Origin of the sequence: Paenibacillus sp. FSL H7-0323 (assembly GCF_038002725.1) — a bacterium.
GTDB classification, from domain to species: Bacteria; Bacillota; Bacilli; order Paenibacillales; family Paenibacillaceae; genus Paenibacillus_AQ; species Paenibacillus_AQ odorifer.
In genome coordinates, this window is sequence record NZ_JBBODB010000001.1 from 5,041,074 (window position 1) to 5,061,681 (window position 20,608).

18 protein-coding genes are annotated in these 20,608 nt (G+C 47.0%); all 18 read left to right on the forward strand.

Annotated features, from left to right (window positions below; translation table 11 throughout):
• Positions 1–30: 30 nt before the first annotated feature.
• The 18 genes from hisD (at position 31) to rapZ (ending at position 20,597) form a co-directional block, all read left to right on the forward strand.
• On the forward strand, positions 31–1,341 hold the full coding sequence (hisD, locus tag MHH89_RS22830) for a histidinol dehydrogenase (protein ID WP_076219569.1): 1,311 nt from the start codon (positions 31–33) through the stop codon (positions 1,339–1,341).
• Positions 1,328–1,936: an imidazoleglycerol-phosphate dehydratase HisB gene (gene hisB / locus MHH89_RS22835; RefSeq protein ID WP_076219568.1), complete on the forward strand. Its 609-nt coding sequence runs from the start codon at positions 1,328–1,330 to the stop codon at positions 1,934–1,936. The genes hisD and hisB overlap by 14 nt, the downstream gene beginning before the upstream one ends.
• A 1-nt stretch (position 1,937) precedes the next feature.
• Positions 1,938–2,561 carry an imidazole glycerol phosphate synthase subunit HisH gene (hisH, locus tag MHH89_RS22840; protein WP_076126837.1) on the forward strand — a complete coding sequence of 208 codons (624 nt, stop codon included), beginning with the start codon at positions 1,938–1,940 and terminating at the stop codon, positions 2,559–2,561.
• Between the two features lie 42 nt (positions 2,562–2,603).
• Entirely contained in the window at positions 2,604–3,341 is a 738-nt protein-coding gene (gene hisA / locus MHH89_RS22845; RefSeq protein ID WP_076126839.1) for a 1-(5-phosphoribosyl)-5-[(5-phosphoribosylamino)methylideneamino]imidazole-4-carboxamide isomerase, read from the forward strand.
• A 1,088-nt stretch (positions 3,342–4,429) separates the two neighbouring features.
• On the forward strand, positions 4,430–5,188 hold the full coding sequence (gene hisF / locus MHH89_RS22850; RefSeq protein ID WP_076101059.1) for an imidazole glycerol phosphate synthase subunit HisF: 759 nt from the start codon (positions 4,430–4,432) through the stop codon (positions 5,186–5,188).
• The gene (gene hisIE, locus MHH89_RS22855; RefSeq protein WP_076220888.1) at positions 5,185–5,898 is read left to right on the forward strand and encodes a bifunctional phosphoribosyl-AMP cyclohydrolase/phosphoribosyl-ATP diphosphatase HisIE; all 714 of its coding nucleotides are present in this window, start codon (positions 5,185–5,187) and stop codon (positions 5,896–5,898) included. Before hisF ends, hisIE begins: the two co-directional genes overlap by 4 nt.
• A 14-nt stretch (positions 5,899–5,912) precedes the next feature.
• Positions 5,913–6,740 (forward strand): histidinol-phosphatase HisJ, encoded by an 828-nt coding sequence (hisJ, locus tag MHH89_RS22860; protein WP_341088204.1) that lies wholly within the window; start codon positions 5,913–5,915, stop codon positions 6,738–6,740.
• A 26-nt stretch (positions 6,741–6,766) separates the two neighbouring features.
• Complete coding sequence (locus tag MHH89_RS22865) at positions 6,767–7,717, forward strand: ribose-phosphate diphosphokinase (protein ID WP_036687083.1); 951 nt, start codon at positions 6,767–6,769, stop codon at positions 7,715–7,717.
• Between the two features lie 232 nt (positions 7,718–7,949).
• Positions 7,950–9,689, forward strand: coding sequence for a tetratricopeptide repeat protein (locus MHH89_RS22870; protein WP_076186874.1), 1,740 nt, complete (start codon positions 7,950–7,952; stop codon positions 9,687–9,689).
• Between the two features lie 150 nt (positions 9,690–9,839).
• Positions 9,840–10,793, forward strand: a complete 954-nt coding sequence (gene trxB, locus MHH89_RS22875; protein WP_312151413.1) for a thioredoxin-disulfide reductase — start codon at positions 9,840–9,842, stop codon at positions 10,791–10,793.
• A gap of 350 nt (positions 10,794–11,143) precedes the next feature.
• Positions 11,144–12,571 (forward strand): glucuronate isomerase, encoded by a 1,428-nt coding sequence (gene uxaC, locus MHH89_RS22880; protein ID WP_076192647.1) that lies wholly within the window; start codon positions 11,144–11,146, stop codon positions 12,569–12,571.
• Positions 12,572–12,628: 57 nt separating this feature from the next.
• Positions 12,629–13,633, forward strand: coding sequence for a LacI family DNA-binding transcriptional regulator (locus MHH89_RS22885; RefSeq protein WP_076105201.1), 1,005 nt, complete (start codon positions 12,629–12,631; stop codon positions 13,631–13,633).
• A gap of 157 nt (positions 13,634–13,790) precedes the next feature.
• Positions 13,791–15,260 (forward strand): tagaturonate reductase, encoded by a 1,470-nt coding sequence (locus MHH89_RS22890; protein WP_341088213.1) that lies wholly within the window; start codon positions 13,791–13,793, stop codon positions 15,258–15,260.
• 33 nt (positions 15,261–15,293) lie between these two features.
• Positions 15,294–16,784, forward strand: a complete 1,491-nt coding sequence (locus MHH89_RS22895; protein WP_076219204.1) for a UxaA family hydrolase — start codon at positions 15,294–15,296, stop codon at positions 16,782–16,784.
• A gap of 207 nt (positions 16,785–16,991) precedes the next feature.
• The gene (locus tag MHH89_RS22900) at positions 16,992–17,216 is read left to right on the forward strand and encodes a DUF1858 domain-containing protein (protein WP_076126852.1); all 225 of its coding nucleotides are present in this window, start codon (positions 16,992–16,994) and stop codon (positions 17,214–17,216) included.
• Positions 17,217–17,231: 15 nt separating this feature from the next.
• Positions 17,232–18,491 (forward strand): DUF438 domain-containing protein, encoded by a 1,260-nt coding sequence (locus tag MHH89_RS22905; protein WP_341088216.1) that lies wholly within the window; start codon positions 17,232–17,234, stop codon positions 18,489–18,491.
• Between the two features lie 209 nt (positions 18,492–18,700).
• Entirely contained in the window at positions 18,701–19,651 is a 951-nt protein-coding gene (locus tag MHH89_RS22910; RefSeq protein ID WP_036687097.1) for an ROK family glucokinase, read from the forward strand.
• Between the two features lie 46 nt (positions 19,652–19,697).
• Positions 19,698–20,597 carry an RNase adapter RapZ gene (gene rapZ, locus MHH89_RS22915; RefSeq protein ID WP_076126855.1) on the forward strand — a complete coding sequence of 300 codons (900 nt, stop codon included), beginning with the start codon at positions 19,698–19,700 and terminating at the stop codon, positions 20,595–20,597.
• Positions 20,598–20,608: the final 11 nt, after the last annotated feature.

Genomic DNA, 20,608 nt, shown 5'->3' on the forward strand with positions numbered 1-20,608 from the left:
AGATGTTAGGGGTAAAGGGAGGAACCAGCGATGAAGGTTGTGTCGAGCAAGGACTTTAAGCTAGAGCGGGAAGTGGAGTATGGTACGCCAGAGCAAAATCAGGCGGTAAAGGAAATTGTGGCCGCCATTAAAAAAGAAGGAGACACAGCGCTTCTTCGCTATACGGAGCAATTTGACCGGGTTGCACTTACGCCGAATCAACTGCGGGTAACGCCGGAAGAGCTTCAGGCAGCGTATGGCCGAGTAGAGCAATCTTTCGTATCTGCTATTCAAGCAGCTGCAGCCAATATCCGGGCGTTCCATGCCAGACAGAAACGGAATTCATGGATGGATTTGCAGCCGGATGGCACGATTCTGGGGCAGATTATTCGTCCGCTGAAGCGGGTAGGGGTATATGTACCTGGTGGCAAAGCAGCTTATCCCTCCTCGGTGCTGATGAACGTGATCCCAGCACAGATCGCGGGTGTGCCGGAGATCGTCATGGTGACTCCGCCATCCACCGGCGGCAAGGAAGGGATTGACCCTTATATCCTGGTTGCTGCCGCAGAAGCAGGTGTGAATGAAATCTACCGTGTGGGCGGAGCACAGGCGGTAGCTGCTTTGGCTTTTGGTACGGAGAGCATAGCGCCGGTAGATAAAATATGTGGGCCTGGCAACATATACGTTGCGCTGGCTAAACGCGAGGTATATGGCGCCGTGGATATCGACAGTATCGCGGGTCCAAGCGAAATTGTCGTGCTGGCAGATGAGACCGCTGAGCCGGCTTATGTCGCAGCGGATCTGCTCTCGCAGGCCGAGCATGACGAGATGGCCTCGGCGATTCTGGTCACGCCATCGCAGAGCCTGGCGGATAACGTGGCGGCCGAAGTGGAGCGTCAGCTGCAAGAGCTGCCGCGTCAGGCGATCGCCCGTTCTTCGGTAGAGAATTACGGCGCGATCATTGTTGTGGAATCTATGGAGGAAGGGATCTCCGTAGTGAATAGACTGGCACCAGAGCATCTGGAGATTGTTGTCGAAGATCCTATGGGCCTCGTAGGCAGCATTGAGAATGCTGGAGCCATCTTCCTGGGAGCGTATAGCTCCGAGCCCGTGGGTGATTATTTTGCCGGGCCAAATCATATTATCCCAACCAATGGGACCGCACGTTTCTCGTCACCAGTGGATGTGGATGATTTTATTAAAAAATCAAGTCTGATCTATTACAGTAAGGAAGCACTCTTGCGTGATGGGAAGACCATTATAGAGCTGGCACGTCGCGAAGGCTTAGAAGGCCACGCACGAGCCATTGAGATTCGAATCAAGAACGAAGGAAAAGGTGGAGACGGATATGGAGAACAATAATGAACAAGCCCTGCGCCAAGCTGGATTAAGCCGTAAAACAAACGAGACGGATATAAAGTTGTCTCTTAATGTAGATGGAAGTGGAGTTTCAGAGCTGGAGACGGATGTTCCTTTTCTGAATCATATGTTGGATCTGTTCACGAAGCACGGCCAGTTTGACCTGTCTGTACAGGCGCGTGGAGACATCGAGATTGATGACCACCACACGGTTGAAGACATTGGGATCTGCCTAGGGCAGGCACTGCACGAAGCACTGGGTGATAAAATAGGAATCAAACGTTATGCGAGTGTTTTTGTACCGATGGATGAGGCGTTGGCGCAGGTTGTGATCGATATCAGCAATCGCCCGCACTTTGAATATCGTGCAACCTATCCTTCACAGCAGGTGGGCAGCTTTTCGACGGAGCTTGTTCAGGAGTTCCTGTGGAAGTTTGCGCTCGAAGCACGGATTACGTTACATGTTATCGTACACTACGGTTCTAACACTCATCACATGATTGAGGCTGTATTCAAAGCGCTTGGACGGGCGCTGGATGAGGCAACTTTGATTGATCCCCGTGTGAAGGGTGTGCCTTCTACGAAGGGAGTGCTGTAGGATGACTGTTGCAATCGTCGATTATGGCATGGGCAACCTGCACAGTGTGAGTAAGGCGGTAGAACGTCTCGGTTATGAGTGTGTAGTGACGGGTGATGCCGAGCAAATTCTCGCTGCTGATAGTGTCATTCTGCCAGGTGTCGGTGCATTTGGCGATGCGATGGGGCATTTGCGGGAGAATGGTTTGGATCTTGTCGTCAAACAGGTAGCCGCTGGAGAGCAGCCTCTGCTTGGGATCTGTCTTGGCATGCAGCTGTTGTTTAGCACCGGTGAAGAGCATGGCAGCCATGAGGGGCTAGATATTCTCTCGGGTTCAGTGGTGCGGTTCGCTCCTAGAGATGGCTATAAGGTGCCGCATATGGGGTGGAACAAGCTCAGCTTTAGACAGCCGGAGAATCCGCTTTTTGTTGGCCTTGAGGAGGGGCATGTGTATTTTGTCCACTCTTATCACGCGCTTGTAGCAAAAGAGAGTGATCTGCTGGCTGTCACGGATTATGGTTACCCAGTCACGGCTATTGTCGGGCAAGATAATGTGTTCGGTATGCAGTTCCATCCGGAAAAAAGCGGAGAGCTGGGAATCAAGCTGTTGGGTAATTTTTTGAAGATTAAGAGAGAGCGGGCGTAAGCCACGCTATAAATATAACGGAACGAAAGTGGGGAGCGTCAAATGTCTTCTTTTATTGTATATCCGGCGATTGATATTCGGGATGGAAAATGCGTCAGGCTGCAGCAGGGGGATTACAATCAGGAAACGATATACAATGATAGTCCACTAAAGGTGGCAAAATCATGGGAAGAGCAAGGTGGAAAGTTCATTCATTTGGTGGACTTAGATGGTGCGAAAGCGGGTCATCCTGTGAACGATGCGATTATCGGTGCTATTGCTGCTAATGCTAACGTTCCTGTGCAGGTGGGCGGCGGTCTTCGCAATCTTGCGGACGTAGAGAAATTGCTCGGACTTGGCGTTAGCCGCGTCATTATCGGTACTGCTGCGATTAATGATCATGCTTTTACCGAAGAGGTATTGGCAAAATACGGCGATAAAGTCGCGATCGGCATTGATGCACGTAACGGCTATGTTGCGACACACGGCTGGCTGAACACCTCTGAAGTACGTGCTGAAGCTCTTGCCAAGGAATTGGCGGCAAAAGGAGCCGAGACATTCATTTACACCGACATCTCCCGCGACGGGATGATGCAGGGGCCGAACGTGGACGGTATCCTGTCCATGGCGCAGGCCAGCGGTAAAACTGTGATCGCGTCCGGCGGAGTCACCAGTCTTGATGATCTGTTGCGTCTGAACGTACACAGCGGCAGTGGTGTAGGTGGAGCTATTGTTGGCAAGGCGTTATACACGGGCAATATTGATCTTTCTGGAGCTTTGCGAGCGCTCGGGCAGAAATAGCGTTGGGCGAACGCGCTAATTGATGAGCGGATGAACAAAAAGACGACGTGAGCTAGCCAAGGAATAGTGGATCAATGAAACAGACAGAACCAACGGTTAAAGAAATAGACTTAACAGTAACGTAGTGAACAAAAATCACTAAATCACCAAACTAATTAATAAACGAGCGAATGAACAAAAAGACAACAGTTGAGCAAGCCATGAGCAGTGGATAAAAGAAATAGACGTAACAGTAAATGAGTAACTAATAATAATTAAATGAACGCACAGAGAAGCAAACTAGCAAAAGTTAAACGAACAAACCAGCAAACCAGCAAACCAGCAAAAGGGCTTAATAACAAAGCAACAAAGCAATAAACCAACAAAAGAGCTAAAACAAGCCAGCTGGCCAATAAAGCAACAAACCCAACTAGCTAATGTGTTTTCACTTTGCAAAAATCTCATCTCATTACGAATGGCGTAACGACTTGGGCGCTGTTTCAACGAGGGATCCGGTGAAATTTTAATACCTGTGAAAATGGAGGTTACCCGCTAGCTAAAACCCGCTGCACAATCTGCTACAATAGGCGTAATGAGGCGGCGGGAAGGGTATTTTTCCTCGGATGATGATTTAAGTGTACTTTATACAGCTATTTTTCACATTTAGAGCTGATTAGCTAATTTAGTTGTATTTCGTGCAGCTATAACTCAGAGATGAGTTGATTTATAAGCTCATCCCCAGATTTAGTTGTACGAAATGCAGTTAAAAGAGTAGCTTGCAAAAAGGCTGATAAAATAACTGCACGTTGTGCAACTAAATACTCGTGGGCTTGCAGGTGGCGCGAGCCCTTCCGACCATATAAGGGCCAAAACCGCGGAACATGAAGGTGTTATGGGTCAAGGAAGCGGCTACGAAGGGGTTAGCGATCATAGCACATGTTCAGCCGTGTGGGCTATGGTTCAGCCGGATGGGCTATGATCCGCCATGCCTTCAATCGAGGTTTCCAAAGGGCAAAGGCCCTTGGGCTCCCCCTGGGCTAAGAGGGCTTTAGGGGGACGGACACACTTTAGGTGCTTGAAAGGCTTTTTAAAGAAAGGGGGATTTCATAATGTTAGCAAAACGTATCATCCCCTGTCTTGACGTTAAGGATGGACGGGTAGTCAAAGGCGTTAACTTTGTGAATCTGCGTGATGCTGGAGATCCGGTAGAGCTAGCGGCGCTGTATGACCGTGAGGGCGCAGACGAGCTTGTGTTTCTCGATATATCGGCTTCCGTAGAAGGTAGAGCAACGATGATCGAGGTTGTGCGGCAGACCGCTGGTGAGATTGCCATTCCTTTTACAGTGGGTGGAGGGATCTCTACAACTGATGATATGAAAAGGATTCTTCGTGCAGGCGCAGACAAAATCGGCATTAATACGGCAGCCATCACTAATCCTCAGCTCATTCTGGAGGGTGCTCGCCGATTTGGCTCCCAGTGTATTGTAGTAGCGATAGATGCTAAATATAATGAGGCTTTTGGTGAATGGGAAGTGTACACTCATGGCGGGCGTAAGCCCACCGGCATCCGTGCTCTGGCTTGGGCTAAAGAAGCTGAGAAGCTGGGCGCAGGCGAGATTTTGCTCACTAGCATGGATGCAGATGGCACAAAAGACGGCTTCGACCTGAAGCTAACCTCGGCAGTATGCGATTTGCTCAGTATTCCTGTGATTGCTTCTGGCGGCGCTGGGAAGAAGGAGCATTTTTACGATGTATTTACGGAAGGGAAAGCCGATGCGGGACTTGCGGCGACCATTTTTCACTATAAAGAGATTGCAATTAATGATTTAAAGGCAGATTTGAAGCAAAAAGGGGTAGAAATCCGATGAGCGAAACACAAAACAATACCACATTAAGCCAAAAAGAAGCTCTGGCAGGCATTCGCTGGAATGAAGCGGGTCTGGTGCCTGCCGTTGTTCAGGATGCTAGCAGTTTAGAGGTACTGATGGTTGCTTATATGAACTCCGAATCGTTACAGCTCTCACTGGAGAGTGGCCAGACTTGGTTTTGGAGCCGCTCGCGCAGCGAACTTTGGCATAAAGGCGGAACCTCAGGCAACACACAAGCTATTACCTCCATATCCTATGATTGTGATAGCGACACACTACTCGTGAAGGTTGTGCCTGAAGGACCAGCTTGCCATACTGGAGCTACGTCATGCTTTTTCCGTGAGATTCCTTTGAATAACCCAACAACGGATGCTTCGAAATCAGTGTCTAGTCTGACGGATGGTGAGCGTTTTGCTGTTCTTGGTGAGCTGGAGCGTGTGATTGCTGAACGGGAAGTGGAACGCCCGGAAGGCGCGTATACCACTTATCTGTTTGATAAAGGCGTGGATAAGATCCTCAAAAAGGTAGGCGAGGAAGCTTCCGAAACCATAATTGCCGCCAAAAATAAAGATAATGCCGAGCTGCGTCTTGAGGTCAGTGATCTGATCTATCATCTGTTGGTATTGCTGCAAGAGCGCAAGCTTCCACTGGATGAGATTATGGAAGAGTTGAGTACCCGTCACGAACGCCCACGCCGGGATCAGTACTAAGGGAGGACTGAGTGATGCATATTGATTACCACACGCATCATGAACGCTGTGGTCATGCCGTGGGTAAGCTTGAGGAGTATGTACAGCGCGGGATAGAGCTTGGACTTCAGCAGCTGGGATTATCCGACCACTTGCCGCTCATCCACGTAGATCCCGCCAGCTATTATCCTGAAATGGCTATGCCAATGGCTGAACTGCCTCGTTATGTGGAGGAATGTCTAACCCTAAAGGAGCGTTACCGTGGAGTCATAGATCTGCGGGTGGGGCTGGAAGCCGATTATATCGAAGGCTATGAAGAGCAAATTCGCGAGATTTTGTCGCCGTATCCATGGGATTATCTTATAGGTTCTGTGCATTTTCTCGGGGAGTGGGATATTACGGATCACCGCCAGGTTCATGGTTGGGAAAGCAGAGATGCGCTAGAGGTGTATCGTCTTTATTACGATGCGGTAAAGAAGTCGGCGTTATCGGGATTATATGATATTATAGGACATATGGATGTTATTAAACGGTTCGGTTATGGTCCACAAACACCGGAGGGCAAGGCTGAGGTGAGGGCGCTAGAGCTAGAGACCTTAAAGGTTATAGCGGATAGCGGAATCGCCATGGAGCTGAATGCTTCCGGACTTACGAAGCCTTGCGCTGAGATGTTCCCGGCGGAGCATCTGCTACAGGAGGCCCTAAAGCTCGGCATACCGCTGACATTAGGCTCTGATGCACATGATCCTACCAAGCTGGGGGACGGGCTGCAAGAGGCGCGTAGTATGCTTTGGCAGACTGGTTTTCGTGAGCTGGTTGTATTTGAGGGACGCCGCCGTACCACTGTTCAGTTCAAACTATAATAATTTATAATCCGCAGGAGGGTATTATGCATCATCAACAATTACGTATTTTTTCCGGTTCGTCGAATCCAAAGTTAGCGGCTGATATTGCGGAGCGACTTGGTGTTGAATTGGGGCAGATAAAGCTGACCCGCTTCATGAGCGGCGAGATTTACGTGCATTACGAAGAAAGCATCCGGAACTGCGACGTATTTTTGGTGCAATCCCTTTCGCATCCCATTAATGAGATGTTCGTGGAGCTGCTGGTGATGATAGATGCTGCCAAACGGGCTTCAGCTCGTACAGTGAACATTATTGTGCCGTATTATGGGTACGCTCGGCAGGAGCGGAAGTCCGCACCTCGTGAGCCGATCTCGGCTAAGATGGTGGCTGATGTGCTGACGACCGCTGGAGCAACCCGCGTAATCACCATCGATTTGCACGCAGCGGCGATTCAAGGCTTTTTCAACATTCCGGTCGATCATCTGACTGCACTCGATTTGATCAGCAGCCATTTGAAAGCCAAGGCAATGTCTGATCTGGTCATTGTTTCCCCGGATGCAGGGCGTGCGTCTATGGCTGAGAAGCTGGCGAATAAGCTGGATTCACCTTTTGCCATTATGATCAAGAAGCGCCCAGCCCATAATGAATCGGTAATCACTCATGTCATTGGTGATGTCGAGGGACGGACACCTATCATTATTGAGGATCTGATCGATACTGGGACGACCATTGTGAATGTGGTAGAAGGTCTGAAGGAGAGAGGTGCGAAGGACAGTATTGTCTGCGCGACGCACGGATTATTCTCAGGGCCCGCGCTACAGCGGCTTGACCATCCTTCTATTCAGGAAGTGGTTACGACAGATTCTATTGCACTGCCTGATGACCATTCAAGTCGGTTTACAGTATTATCTGTTGCACCGATGCTTGCTCAGGCCACACACATCATCCTCGAGGGTGGTTCGATCGATAAGCTATTTAGAGACGCGGGAATTTAATTCCCCGTCTTTTTTATTTTTTGTCAAAAAAGATGTTGTAAGCAGAGTGGTAGAGTCTTTCTCAACTTGAGATTCTCACTGTCACATGTGGTATACTGTGTGGAGATACCCGCGCCCAATAAGGGAACGGAATAGCGATTAAGGATGGAGCTCCGGCATACCCCATAGGGCGCCGCCCTCCTATTTTTCGTTAGTATAAGGAAGCTTCTTATAAGGGAGGTGCCTTGCTTCCATGATTGAGAGAACTTCAGAGTATGAACTGGGGAATGATAATGTGATTCCTGTAACTCTGAATGCCAATTTTTTCTTTGAAAGAGCCGTTCGGTCCTTGGATCGCTTTCAATATGATAAGGCATTAAAGAATTTTCGCAAAGCTGTAGAGTACGAGCCGGAGAATCCGGTCAATCATTGCAACGTGGCTGGCGTATTATCAGAAATGGGCAATTATGAAGCGTCCAACGACATTTTAACCCATGTACTGGAGAATATTGATCCGGCAATGACGGAATGTTATTTCTATATGGCTAACAACTTCGCCAATATGGAAAGCTATGAGGAGGCAGAACGCTCACTCGTCACTTATCTCGAAGAAGATGTGAACGGTGAATTTCTGGCCGAATCGGAAGAATTGATGGAGCTGCTGCAATATGAGCTGGACCGTCCTGCTCCACTTATCCGGATTAGAAGCCGGGAAGGTGTAATAGAGCATGAGCGAGCCCGAGCACTGTTGGAGGAGGGCAAGTTTACACAAGCCGTCACTTTGCTTGAAGAGATTGTGAGCAATACGCCTGACTTCCTGGCGGCACATAACAACCTAGCCCTAGCGTATTTTTACATGGGTCGTTTTACCAAAGCTAAGGAATGTATTATGCGGGTGCTGGAGCTGGATTCCGGGAATTTGCATGCACTCTGTAACTTAGCGATCTTCCTTCAGTATGAAGGTGACCGCGGGCAACTGGATGGATTGTTACGCCTTCTGGAGACCACCATTCCGTTTCATCAGGAGCATCTGTTCAAAATGGCCACCACCATGGGGATTCTGGGACGCCATAGAACCGCCTATGGCCATTTTAGACGTCTGTTGAAGGATGAAGAGGTCGGTGGCGACGCCAGTCTCTATCATTACTGTGCGGCAGCTGCCAGCAATAGTGGCCTGTATACAGAAGCCCAGCGCTGCTGGCAGAAGGCGGCTAAGCTCGATCCGGAATCGGCTGTGCCGAGATTTTTTCTGGCTCAGCTGCAGCAGGCGCAGGGGGAAGGTAAAACGCTGTCGCTGGTCAGCTACAACTATCAGCTTCCTTTTCAGGAGCAGCTGAAGCTGTGGAAGGACAACAAGGGCAGCTTTACCGAAGAGGTGCGGAACAATCCGCTGCTTCGCTCTTCCTTCTTCTGGGCGCTCCGCTACGGGGATGCCAATACGAAGCTTCAGGTTACAGAAGCTCTGCGGTGGATCGAAGATGAAGAGATGTCCGAAATTCTGCAAGGACTTCTAAAGCAGCAGCCCTTGCAGGAAGAAAAGCTGCAAGAAGCGGCACTTCTTAGTCTGCAGCGGCTGATTGGAAGTGTTCCTGAAGAGAATGTGCTTCAGGAAGTCAAAGAAACCTCTTCCCCGCGTTTGAAGGGACTGCCGGAATGGAGAGAGGATTGGCAGAAAGTTATCGACCAGACCCTTAGTATGATGGATCGAAGATATGATGCAATCCACAAAAAAGATGCTGAATTACTGTGGAAGCAATTTCTGAGCAGCCTTTATCCGGATGTTCCGTTTATCCGTCATGCGAATGGCTGGTGTGCTGCCTTAGAATATCTAATCGCTAAAACGCATAACCTGCCGGTCACCTACCGTGAAGTAGCCCAGCGTTACAATGTTTCCGTTTCTATGGTCAGTCGTTATGCTCGGCGCATAGATGAGGAATGTAGTTTCGAGGGAAGTGTGAGCGACAGCCTTCCGCCATTTACCGAGAACATCTAAATCGATCATGTAGTATTTCGTAGAAACGGAGCCCTTTTTATATGTCTTGCGTAACGCTAATGTTCCTTATAGGGGCACCGAAGGCGGCTATGCTTGCCAAAAAAGGGCCCGTTTCTTCTAAATAAACCCTATTGTGAGGAGGCCACTGTTATGTACAAAACGATTGTAATCGGAACAGGCCCAGCCGGGCTTACTGCTGCAATTTATTTGGCACGTGCCAACCTAAACCCACTTGTGATTGAAGGTATGCAACCAGGTGGACAACTGACAACGACAACAGAAGTCGAGAACTTCCCAGGCTTTCCTGAAGGAATTCTAGGCCCGGATTTAATGGACAACATGCGCAAGCAGGCTGAACGTTTTGGGGCTGAATTTAAGAATGGTTGGGTGGATTCAGTTGATTTTTCACAGCGTCCATTTAAAGTGACTGTAGATGGATTGGGAGTATTAGAGGCGGAGTCAGTGATCATCTCAACCGGTGCATCTGCCAGATATTTAGGAATCCCCGGGGAGCAGGAGAATGTGGGCCGTGGGGTCAGCACTTGTGCTACTTGTGACGGATTCTTTTTCCGTGGCAAAAAGATTATTGTCGTCGGTGGTGGAGATTCTGCGATGGAAGAAGCCAGCTTTTTAACCCGATTCGCTTCCAATGTAACATTGGTTCACCGTCGTGATGAGCTTAGGGCTTCGAAGATTATGCAGGCTCGCGCACGGGATAACAGTAAGGTATCGTGGGCTCTTAACCGTACACCGCTAGAGGTTACAACCGACGAGTCTGGCGTTAAGGGGCTGACGGTTCGCAATAATGAGACGGGAATTGATGAACTCATCGAAGCGGACGGAGTGTTTGTCGCGATCGGGCACACGCCGAACACCGGATTTTTAGGGGGGCAAATTACGACCGATACCAACGGCTACATTGTGGTCAACCCTGGAACGACAGAAACGAACATCCCGGGCATATTCGCTTGTGGCGACGTGCAGGATACCCGTTATCGTCAGGCAATTTCCGCAGCGGGATCCGGCTGTATGGCAGCAATGGATGCTGAGAAGTACCTAGAGGGCACGATGGTGCATGACTGGAGCGAAACACTGGATAGTTAATTTTGCGAGAAATCGTAGTCGATGACATATAAGCAGGTAATCCTTTTTCTAAAGGGTTGCCTGCTTTTTTCAATATTGGCGGGGCCGTGTCCGGATATTAAATATGTTGTTTATTTATTACCGCTCGGAAGTTAAAATAACTGTAACAATGTCTTTATAAAAAGACTTGCGCATTTTAAAAATACGTTTACAATGAAGATATAATGTTAACGTGAACAATTTACACAAACCCTATTATAAGCAATAATTTTAAGTTTAAAATATTTATTAAGAAATCGACCGATTGAATAAATGTTCACGTTAAACTTTGTGTAACTCCCATTCGAACTTAAAGGAGAGCAGCAAACCTCATGAGTAAAAAATTCATGGATGAGAACTTCCTATTGTCGAGCGAGACCGCAATTAAGCTGTTTCATCATCATGCGAAAGACATGCCCATTATCGATTATCATTGCCACCTCAGTCCAAAAGAAATTTATGAGAACAAAACGTTCAACAATATCACCGAAGCTTGGCTGTATGGCGACCATTATAAATGGAGAGTGATGCGCGCTAACGGTATAGAAGAGAAATTCATTACTGGCGATGCCAGTGATTATGATAAATTTTTAGCTTGGGCTAGAACGGTTCCGATGATTATCGGGAATCCGCTATACCATTGGACGCATCTGGAGCTGCAACGTTTCTTCGGTGTATATGAGTTGCTGAATGAAGCTAACGCACCAAAAATTTGGGATGAAGTGAATAGACAGTTACAGGGTGAAGGATACGGAGCAAGAGATTTGATCATTAAATCGAAGGTGACTACGGTTTGTACTACCGATGATCCTGTAGATAATCTGGAATATCATGAGAAAATCAGTAATCTGAGTGGATTCAATGCTAGCGTTGTGCCGGGATTCCGGCCAGATAAAGCGCTTGAAATCAACCGTCCTACCTTCCAGCCTTGGGTAGCTCAGCTAAGCGAAGTTTCGGGAATGGCTGTTAAGAATTACGGACAGTTTCTTGCAGCATTGGAGAGCAGAGTGAGATTCTTCCACGCCAGAGCCGGCCGTGTATCTGACCATGCTTTGGATGCGGTAATGTTTGAGCCTACTACCTTGGAGGAAGCTACAGCTATATTCGCTAAAGCACTTTATGAAGGCACTGTAAGTGAGAGTGAAGAAAAGAAATATAAAGGATTCACGCTAGTATTCCTCGGCAAATTGTATAACGAGCTGGATTGGGCGATGCAATTCCATATTCATGCGCTACGGAATAACAACAGCGTAATGTTCGGACGTCTCGGACCTGACACGGGTTATGATTCTATCAATGACGGCGTGATTGCTAAGCCTTTGGCGGGTCTGCTCGATGCGCTGGATCGTGAGAATGCGTTGCCTAAGACCATTTTGTACTCATTGAACCCTAATGATAATCATGTTATTGCCAGTCTAATGGGTAGCTTCCAGGGCGGCGGTATTCCAGGGAAGATTCAATTCGGAACCGCATGGTGGTACAACGATAATAAAGACGGCATGCTGGAACAGATGAAGACACTTGCTAATCTAGGCGTACTTAGCCAATTTGTTGGGATGTTAACAGACTCCAGAAGCTTTTTATCGTATACCAGACATGAGTACTTTAGAAGAATCTTGTGTGATCTAGTAGGCTCTTGGGTAGAAGCTGGAGAAGCCCCGGATGATATGGAGTTACTGGGCAGTATGATTGAGAACATCTGTTACAATAACGCTGATCATTATTTTAATTTCTCGAAACAGGCATTGGTGACTAGGTAATCGTTATGATATCCTTACATGGAAGAGCCAAACCCGTTTAATAAGGAAGGTTGACCCATGGCACCTACAATCAAGGATATCGCCAAATTGGCGAATGTATCGCATACAACTGTATCGAGAGCACTTAACAATAGTCCACTAATTAAAGAGGTCACACGTAAAAAAATTGCCGAGATCGCTGCGCAAGTGGGTTACGTCCCTAATTACAATGCCAAAAGCCTTGTGATGCAGCGATCCTATACCATTGGTCTGTTCTTCACGAGTATTGCCAACGGCACAACTTCTGGTTTCTTCTCTGATACGATTCGTGGTGTAAATAGGGTCATAGATGTAGAGTACAATCTGTTCATCCGTGGGATCGACGATTATGCGGATTACTCCTCTATTCATCGCAAACGTTTTGATGGAATTATTCTAATGAGCCAGAGTGAAGCAGATAATAAATTCATTTACCATGTTGTCCAGCAAGGCATTCCAATCGTTGTGCTGAACCGGGAAATTGATGACCGTTCCATTATCAACATCATCTCGAACGACCGGGAAGGTGCTTATAATGCAGGCAAATACCTGATCGAAAACGGGCATCAAGACATTGCAATTATTGAAGGTGTCGAGGGCTTTAAATCCACACAGGAACGCAGAGATGGCTTTATAAAAGCTTTGATTGACCATAATATCCCTGTTCGTAATGACTACATGATAAGCGGTAGTTATGATATGCAAAGTGGATATGAGGCGATGGGCAAGCTGCTGGATCTCGAGAAGCCACCGACTGCTGTATTTTGCTCCAATGATGATATGGCGATCGGGGCTATGAAAGGCGTGTTTGAGCGAGGGCTGCAGGTGCCAAATGATATCTCTGTTGTTGGTTTTGACGACATTGGGTTTTCACTTTTTGCCAATCCTTCACTCACCACGGTCAAACGTCCTATTGAGAAGATTAGTGAGCAAGGCGCTCGCCAGCTGTTAAGCTTGGTCAAGGAACCCTCAGAAAAAGACGGGCGGATCTCGATCGAGACAGAGCTTATTGCCAGAGAATCAGTCAGGAAGTTGCAGAAGTAGAGGCTGCGCATAGCAGCCTAATCCTTTACCTTCGTAAAGGGTTGCTATCTAAAATTTTCACGTGTGCATCTATTTAATTGATTAGTAATATAAATATGATTTTATATAGTTTATTTAACAAGTTTATCGTGTGCATTTACTATTAGGAGGCGTTAATATGAAAAGATTAAATAGTGATAATTGGACAGCTTACAAGCAGTATCCTGAGAAGGTTCTACAATTTGGCGAAGGCAATTTCATGCGCGCCTTTGTAGATTGGCAGATTCATACCATGAATCAAAAAACGGATTTCAATGGTGGAGTGGTTGTTGTACAGCCATTGGCTAACGGACTGGCAGAAATGCTGAATGATCAGGATGGGCTGTATACCCTTTATCTGCAAGGCATTAAAGACGGAGCGGCTGTAAAAGAACACGAGGTAATTAATTGTATTACGCGGACGCTTAATCCCTATTCACAGCATGAGGAGTATATGAAGCTGGCTGAGAACCCTGAGCTGCGCTTTATCGTGTCTAATACTACTGAAGCGGGAATTGCTTTTGAAGCTGGCGACAAGTTAACCGATACGCCGCAGAGTAGTTTCCCAGGCAAGCTGACGGCCTTATTGTACAAACGTTATCAAACTTTTAATGGGGATGCTTCTAAAGGTTTTATCATCATTCCATGCGAGCTGATTGACCGGAATGGTGATGAGCTCAAAAAGGTTATTTTGAAATATGCTGAGCTGTGGAATCTTGGAGAAGGTTTTGTGAACTGGTTGAATGAAGCTAATACCTTCTGCTGCAGTCTGGTGGACCGCATTGTTCCCGGTTATCCAAGAGACAGCATTGCCGAGATTACAGAAGAGCTGGGTTATGAGGATAAGCTGGTCGTTGTCGGCGAGCAATTCCATCTTTGGGTGATTGAAGGACCACAGTGGATTAAAAAGGAGTTTCCGGCTGAACTAGCAGGTCTTAATGTGCTGGTGGTGGATGATATGGCCCCTTATCGGACTCGTAAAGTGAGGATTTTAAACGGAGCTCATACAGCTATGACACCAGTAGCGTATTTGTACGGTATTGATACGGTTGCTGAAGCCATTGAGCACGAAGAGGTTGGGGCGTACGTGAAGTCCTTAATCTATGATGAGATTATTCCAACGCTGGATCTGCCGGCAGAGGAATTGAATTCTTTTGCAGACGCGGTATTAGAAAGATTCCTGAACCCTTATGTGCAGCATTACTTGATGAGCATTTCCCTTAATTCTATATCGAAGTTTAAGACAAGAGATCTGCCTTCTTTACTGCAATATGTAGAGGCCAAAGGACAATTGCCTGAAAAGCTTGTCTTCTCATTGAGCGCATTAATTGCCTTCTATAGAGGACGCAGAGGGGAAGAAAACATTCAACTGGCTGATGATGCGGATATTTTGGAATGGTTCGCCTCCTTATGGGGAGGATGGGATGGCACAGACACCGGGCTGCGCGCACTGGCCGTCGAAGTACTTGCCGCAACCAATCGCTGGGGCTGTGACCTGAATGAAGTGTCTGGACTTACTGACAAGGTGACAGAAGGACTGATTGCGATTGAGAAAAATGGCATGAAGCAAGCCTTAAAAGCGTTCGTGAAGAGACCGGCACACAACTAATACCCTGGAGGTGACAATGATATGATCAAGACGATGAAAGAAGTATTGCAGATTAATGAGGCTGATAATGTCGCTGTTGCACTAAAAGACTATAAAGCAGGCGACACCATTGTGATTGGTTCAAAAGAGATTAAAATTACTGAAGATATCGCTAGAGGCCATAAAATTGCACTATCCAGCATTAGCGAAGGTGAAAACGTATTGAAATATGGTTACCCCATTGGTCATGCTATAGCGTCTATCGCGCCGGGGCAGTGGGTGCATACCCATAACACTAAGACAAACCTAACAGGGGTAGAGGAATATACCTTTGAGCAGAAGCTGACGCCGAATCCTTTTGCAGCGGAGAATTTGACCTTTAAGGGGTATCGCCGCTTTGATGGATCTGTAGGTATCCGCAATGAGCTGTGGATCGTCCCTACTGTTGGTTGTGTGAATGGAGTGGCGGAGCAGATCATCAATATTTTCAAAGCAGAGGTTGGAGATATCGCACCTTTCGATAACGTGCTCGTGCTTAAGCATAACTACGGTTGCTCCCAGCTGGGCGATGATCATGACAATACACGTACGATTCTGGCTAACGCGGTTAAACACCCGAATGCGGGCGGCGTGCTTGTGCTCGGATTGGGCTGTGAGAATAACAATTTGCATATTTTTAAAGACATGCTGGGCAGCTATGATGAGGATCGTGTGCGTTTCCTTGTCTCCCAGGAGGTTGGGAATGAGATTGAAGAAGGCGTGAAGCTGCTGAAGGAAATCTACAATAATGTACAAGGTGATCAACGGGAAGAGGTATCACTCTCCGAGCTGAAGATCGGTCTGAAATGTGGAGGCTCCGACGGGTTATCCGGTATTACTGCGAATCCGCTCCTTGGACGTCTGTCTGATTATATGGCTGCTCAAGGCGGGACCACTGTACTGACAGAAGTGCCTGAAATGTTTGGTGCCGAAAAAATTCTAATGGAACGTGCTGCGGACGAAACTATTTTCAACAAAATTGTCGATCTCATTAATGACTTTAAGCAGTATTTTATGGACTATAAACAGCCGGTATATGAAAATCCTTCTCCAGGGAATAAAGCTGGAGGAATTACTACGCTTGAGGATAAATCATTGGGTTGTACTCAAAAATCGGGGAACGCTACAGTTATGGATGTCCTCAAGTACGGGGAGCTTATCACTAATAAAGGCTTAAATCTCCTTAACGCACCTGGCAATGATCTTGTGGCTTCCTCTGCACTGGCTGCTGCTGGCTGCCAATTGGTGATCTTTACGACCGGGCGGGGAACACCATTTGGTACATTCGTGCCTACGATGAAGGTATCTACCAATACCCCATTGTATGAAGGCAAACGTCATTGGATCGATTTTAATGCAGGTGTGTTGGTGGAAGATGGTTCTCCAGATGAGGTCCTGCGCAGCTTCATAAACTATATTATTGCGGTGGCCAGCGGTGAATGGGTTAATAATGAAAAGAATAATTTCCGTGAGATCTCCATATTCAAAACAGGAGTAACGCTATAATAAATCATTAATTAATGACAAATCAGGCTGTCTCTTATGCTTTTTAAGCGTAGGGGGCAGTTTTTTTAGGTTCACAGCATACATAATCCGTCTTAAAAAGAACGATAATTGCTTTCTTTTGAATTAGTGATTGCAATCACAATGGTCCTGTACGGCCTGTGCTAATCTTTTATTGAGAATAGTTCTCACATAAAGGAGAAGAGTCAGATGGAAAAAGTGCTGAGTTTGGATGAATCTATATTCGAGATGGTATCACGGCATCCGGAGGTCATCGAGATTATGGTAGAGCTGGGCTTTAAGGATATTGCCAAGCCTGGCATGCTGCAGACTGCTGGCCGTTTCATGACCTTATCCAAAGGAATTAAGCTGAAAAAAATGGATCTCGAGCACGTGAAGCAAACTTTTGAACGTCATGGTTTCGGGATTATTTAATAAAGGAGTGTTAATATGAGCGAACTGATTAACAACCGTGAAGTTGATGTGCCGGAACAGACTCGTCGCCAGGCTATGCTTAAGGAGATTATTAAAGAGCTGCATGCAGGGAAAAGTGTAGAAGAGGTTAAGGCGCGATTCGCCGAAGCTGTGGGTGATGTTACCGTAGCGGAGATTTCCGCGATGGAGCATTCATTAATGACCGAAGAAGGAATTCCGGTATCCGAGGTCCAACGTCTTTGTTCGGTGCATACAGCCATCTTTAAAGGCTCTATTGAGCAAATTCACCGCTCGTCCCAGCCCGAGGAGCAGCCAGGCCATCCAGTACACACCTTCAAATTGGAGAATCGTGAGATCGAAAAACTTGTTAACTTCCGCATGGATCTGCACGCAACAAAGTTTCAAAAGAATGATAGTGAGGAACAAATCTTCAAATTGTTGGAGGATCTTAGCTTGCTGCTGGATCTTGATAAACACTATAGCCGAAAAGAAAATCTGCTGTTCCCATACCTCGAAAAATACGGCATTTATGGCCCAACCAAGGTAATGTGGGGAGTGGATGATAATATCCGCCGTATGATTAAAGAGGCAAAAGCAGCGCTCAGCACTTATAGCGGAAACGCAGCAGAAATAGGCGTTCAGCTTGAGGAGATCATCAAGGAAGTTAATGAAATGATCTTTAAGGAAGAAAATATTCTATTGCCTATGGCCCTGGACAAACTGACGGAAGATGAATGGGTCAAAATCGCCCGGGAGAGTGATGAGATCGGGTTCTGCCTAACCGCACCGGAGCAGGAGTGGATCCCTGAGCGGGCCGCTGAGCCGGACGGCGCAGTGCTGGAAGAAACAGAAGGAGCTACGCCGCAAGGCGGGTTCATCCGTTTTGAGACAGGGTTGTTGTCACTGCATCAGCTGGAGACCGTACTCAACCATCTTCCTGTAGATCTAACCTTCATTGATGAGAATGATGTTGTCCGATATTTTTCACACGGGAAGGAACGTATCTTTGCCCGAACTAAAGCGGTTATCGGCCGTACAGTACAGAACTGTCATCCCCCGCAAAGTGTTCATGTGGTAGAGAAGCTTTTGGAAGACTTTAAGGCAGGCCGTAAGGATGCTGAAGACTTCTGGATCAATATCAAGGATAAGTTTATCTACATCCGTTACTTCGCTGTACGAGACGAGTCAGGCCAATATATGGGCACGCTAGAGTTCACACAGAATATCGCTCCAATCCGAGCATTAGAGGGCCAAAAGCGCATTTTATCAGAATAAATCGGTGCGGTGGGTTATTTTCCAGATAATAATATAGGTACAAGACTCTCTTACTTAGGCGTAAGGGGGTCTTTTTAGAATATAATAGAGTATACTCTTAAAATAAGGAATTCCCGGGTGTGTTGTCTTTCCTTGACCACAGAGAGGGCTTCTATTATAGTTGGTACTTAGGATTAACTATTTTAGTATAAAAAAAGGTGGCTTGTTACATGTCTGAGAATATCTACGTTGGCGTGGATTTGGGTGGAACTGCAATTAAGGTTGGAATCTGTAATGCTGAAGGTACCCTGCTACATACTTATGAGGGACCTACAGGAACTGCAGAGGGTGTCGATACTGTTATCGATAATATCGAGAAGTATGTACGCCAAATTGTGGAGGATTCCCCGTACTCTTGGGATCAGCTTGCAGGTGTAGGAGCGGGTGTAGCCGGGTTCACAAATATTCGTGAAGGAATCATCATCCTTGCGCCTAACATAGGATTTAGAGATGTGCCGATCCGTTCCATTTTGGAAGATCGTTGGAACAAGCCTGTCAAAATAGACAATGATGCGAATGTGGCTGCACTGGGCGAAGCTTGGAGCGGTGCGGGACGTGGCGTTGATAACTGTGTCTGCTATACGCTTGGAACAGGTGTCGGTGGCGGAATCATTATTAATGGAAAGATTTATCAAGGCTTTGCGGGATTAGCTGGTGAGCTTGGTCATATCACAGTAGTGCCGGATCTGGAAGCTATTCAATGCGGCTGTGGCAACATGGGCTGTCTGGAAACCGTTTCCTCCGCTACAGGTATTATCCGCATGGCTAATGATGCAGTAGCTCGTGGCGATCGTACTTCCCTCTCTATGGTAGAGAAGATTGCTGCGAAAGAAGTCTTTGATGCGGCTAAGGCTGGCGATGAAGTAGCTATCCGTATAGTGAATCGTGCAGCGTACTATCTGGGTAAATCCATGGCTTCTGTTGCGGCTGTGCTTAACCCTGAAGTATTTATCGTTGGCGGCGGTGTGTCTAAGGCTGGAGATATTCTATTTGACGAGGTTCGTCGTGTGTTTGCGAAATTGACACCGGCTCCGCTTCAAACTGGTGTTTCGATTATTCCAGCTGAGCTTGGCAATGACGCAGGTATTGTTGGGGCTGCCGGCCTTTTGCTGCGTTCTTAAAAGACGGGAAGTATTCATATACTAAATCTAGGGAGGGGACGCTTTTATGACCGAATTGGACAATACCCCAACGGCTGGAGCCACCCTGATTATTATTACGGGAATGTCAGGTGCGGGGAAGACAATTGCTGTACAGAGTCTGGAAGACCTAGGGTTCTTCTGTGTCGATAATTTACCACCGGTGCTGATTCCCAAGTTCGCAGAGCTAATTGAACAGTCAAAGGGTAAGATTGCCAAGGTAGCCCTTGTAATTGACCTGCGTGGTCGAGAATTCTTCACTGCTTTGTCTGAGTCTCTTGCCTATATCAAGGATGAGTCAACCATTGGCTGTGAGATCTTGTTTTTGGATGCTACAGATTCAGTACTTGTTCAGCGTTACAAGGAAAGTCGACGTCATCATCCATTAGCACCTAAGGGGCTGCCGCTTGATGGTATCAAGCTAGAACGTAAAATGCTTGAAGAATTGAAAAATTCAGCTACGTTATGTTTAGATACCAGCAGTATGAAGCCCGTGCAGCTTAAGGAGAAGATCGTTTCACGGTTTTCGCATCTAGGAAAAAGTACGCTTTCCGTCAATATTACATCCTTCGGATTTAAGTACGGTATCCCTATTGATGCAGATCTTGTCTTTGATGTCCGCTTCTTACCTAACCCACATTATGTGGACCATCTGCGGCCTAAAACCGGCCAGGACAGTGAAGTCTACGATTATGTAATGAAGTGGCCTGAAACACAGGTGTTCCTGACCAAACTGCTCGATATGCTTCATTTTCTAATTCCGCAATATCGCAAGGAAGGTAAGTCCCAGATTATCATTGGCATTGGCTGTACGGGAGGTAAACACCGTTCCGTAGCCATATCTGAGTATTTGGGTAAAATGCTGGGCGTTAGCGAGACGGAATCCGTAACCGTTAGTCATCGGGATTCCGAGCGTGATCGGCACTAGAGAGAAGGGGT

Bases quoted from the DNA above. Each gene is read 5' to 3' on its own strand.
- hisD (WP_076219569.1), top strand. From the start codon at position 31: ATGAAGGTTGTGTCGAGCAAGGACTTTAAGCTAGAGCGGGAAGTGGAG.
- hisB (WP_076219568.1), top strand. From the start codon at position 1,328: ATGGAGAACAATAATGAACAAGCCCTGCGCCAAGCTGGATTAAGCCGT.
- hisH (WP_076126837.1), top strand. From the start codon at position 1,938: ATGACTGTTGCAATCGTCGATTATGGCATGGGCAACCTGCACAGTGTG.
- hisA (WP_076126839.1), top strand. From the start codon at position 2,604: ATGTCTTCTTTTATTGTATATCCGGCGATTGATATTCGGGATGGAAAA.
- hisF (WP_076101059.1), top strand. From the start codon at position 4,430: ATGTTAGCAAAACGTATCATCCCCTGTCTTGACGTTAAGGATGGACGG.
- hisIE (WP_076220888.1), top strand. From the start codon at position 5,185: ATGAGCGAAACACAAAACAATACCACATTAAGCCAAAAAGAAGCTCTG.
- hisJ (WP_341088204.1), top strand. From the start codon at position 5,913: ATGCATATTGATTACCACACGCATCATGAACGCTGTGGTCATGCCGTG.
- MHH89_RS22865 (WP_036687083.1), top strand. From the start codon at position 6,767: ATGCATCATCAACAATTACGTATTTTTTCCGGTTCGTCGAATCCAAAG.
- MHH89_RS22870 (WP_076186874.1), top strand. From the start codon at position 7,950: ATGATTGAGAGAACTTCAGAGTATGAACTGGGGAATGATAATGTGATT.
- trxB (WP_312151413.1), top strand. From the start codon at position 9,840: ATGTACAAAACGATTGTAATCGGAACAGGCCCAGCCGGGCTTACTGCT.
- uxaC (WP_076192647.1), top strand. From the start codon at position 11,144: ATGAGTAAAAAATTCATGGATGAGAACTTCCTATTGTCGAGCGAGACC.
- MHH89_RS22885 (WP_076105201.1), top strand. From the start codon at position 12,629: ATGGCACCTACAATCAAGGATATCGCCAAATTGGCGAATGTATCGCAT.
- MHH89_RS22890 (WP_341088213.1), top strand. From the start codon at position 13,791: ATGAAAAGATTAAATAGTGATAATTGGACAGCTTACAAGCAGTATCCT.
- MHH89_RS22895 (WP_076219204.1), top strand. From the start codon at position 15,294: ATGAAAGAAGTATTGCAGATTAATGAGGCTGATAATGTCGCTGTTGCA.
- MHH89_RS22900 (WP_076126852.1), top strand. From the start codon at position 16,992: ATGGAAAAAGTGCTGAGTTTGGATGAATCTATATTCGAGATGGTATCA.
- MHH89_RS22905 (WP_341088216.1), top strand. From the start codon at position 17,232: ATGAGCGAACTGATTAACAACCGTGAAGTTGATGTGCCGGAACAGACT.
- MHH89_RS22910 (WP_036687097.1), top strand. From the start codon at position 18,701: ATGTCTGAGAATATCTACGTTGGCGTGGATTTGGGTGGAACTGCAATT.
- rapZ (WP_076126855.1), top strand. From the start codon at position 19,698: ATGACCGAATTGGACAATACCCCAACGGCTGGAGCCACCCTGATTATT.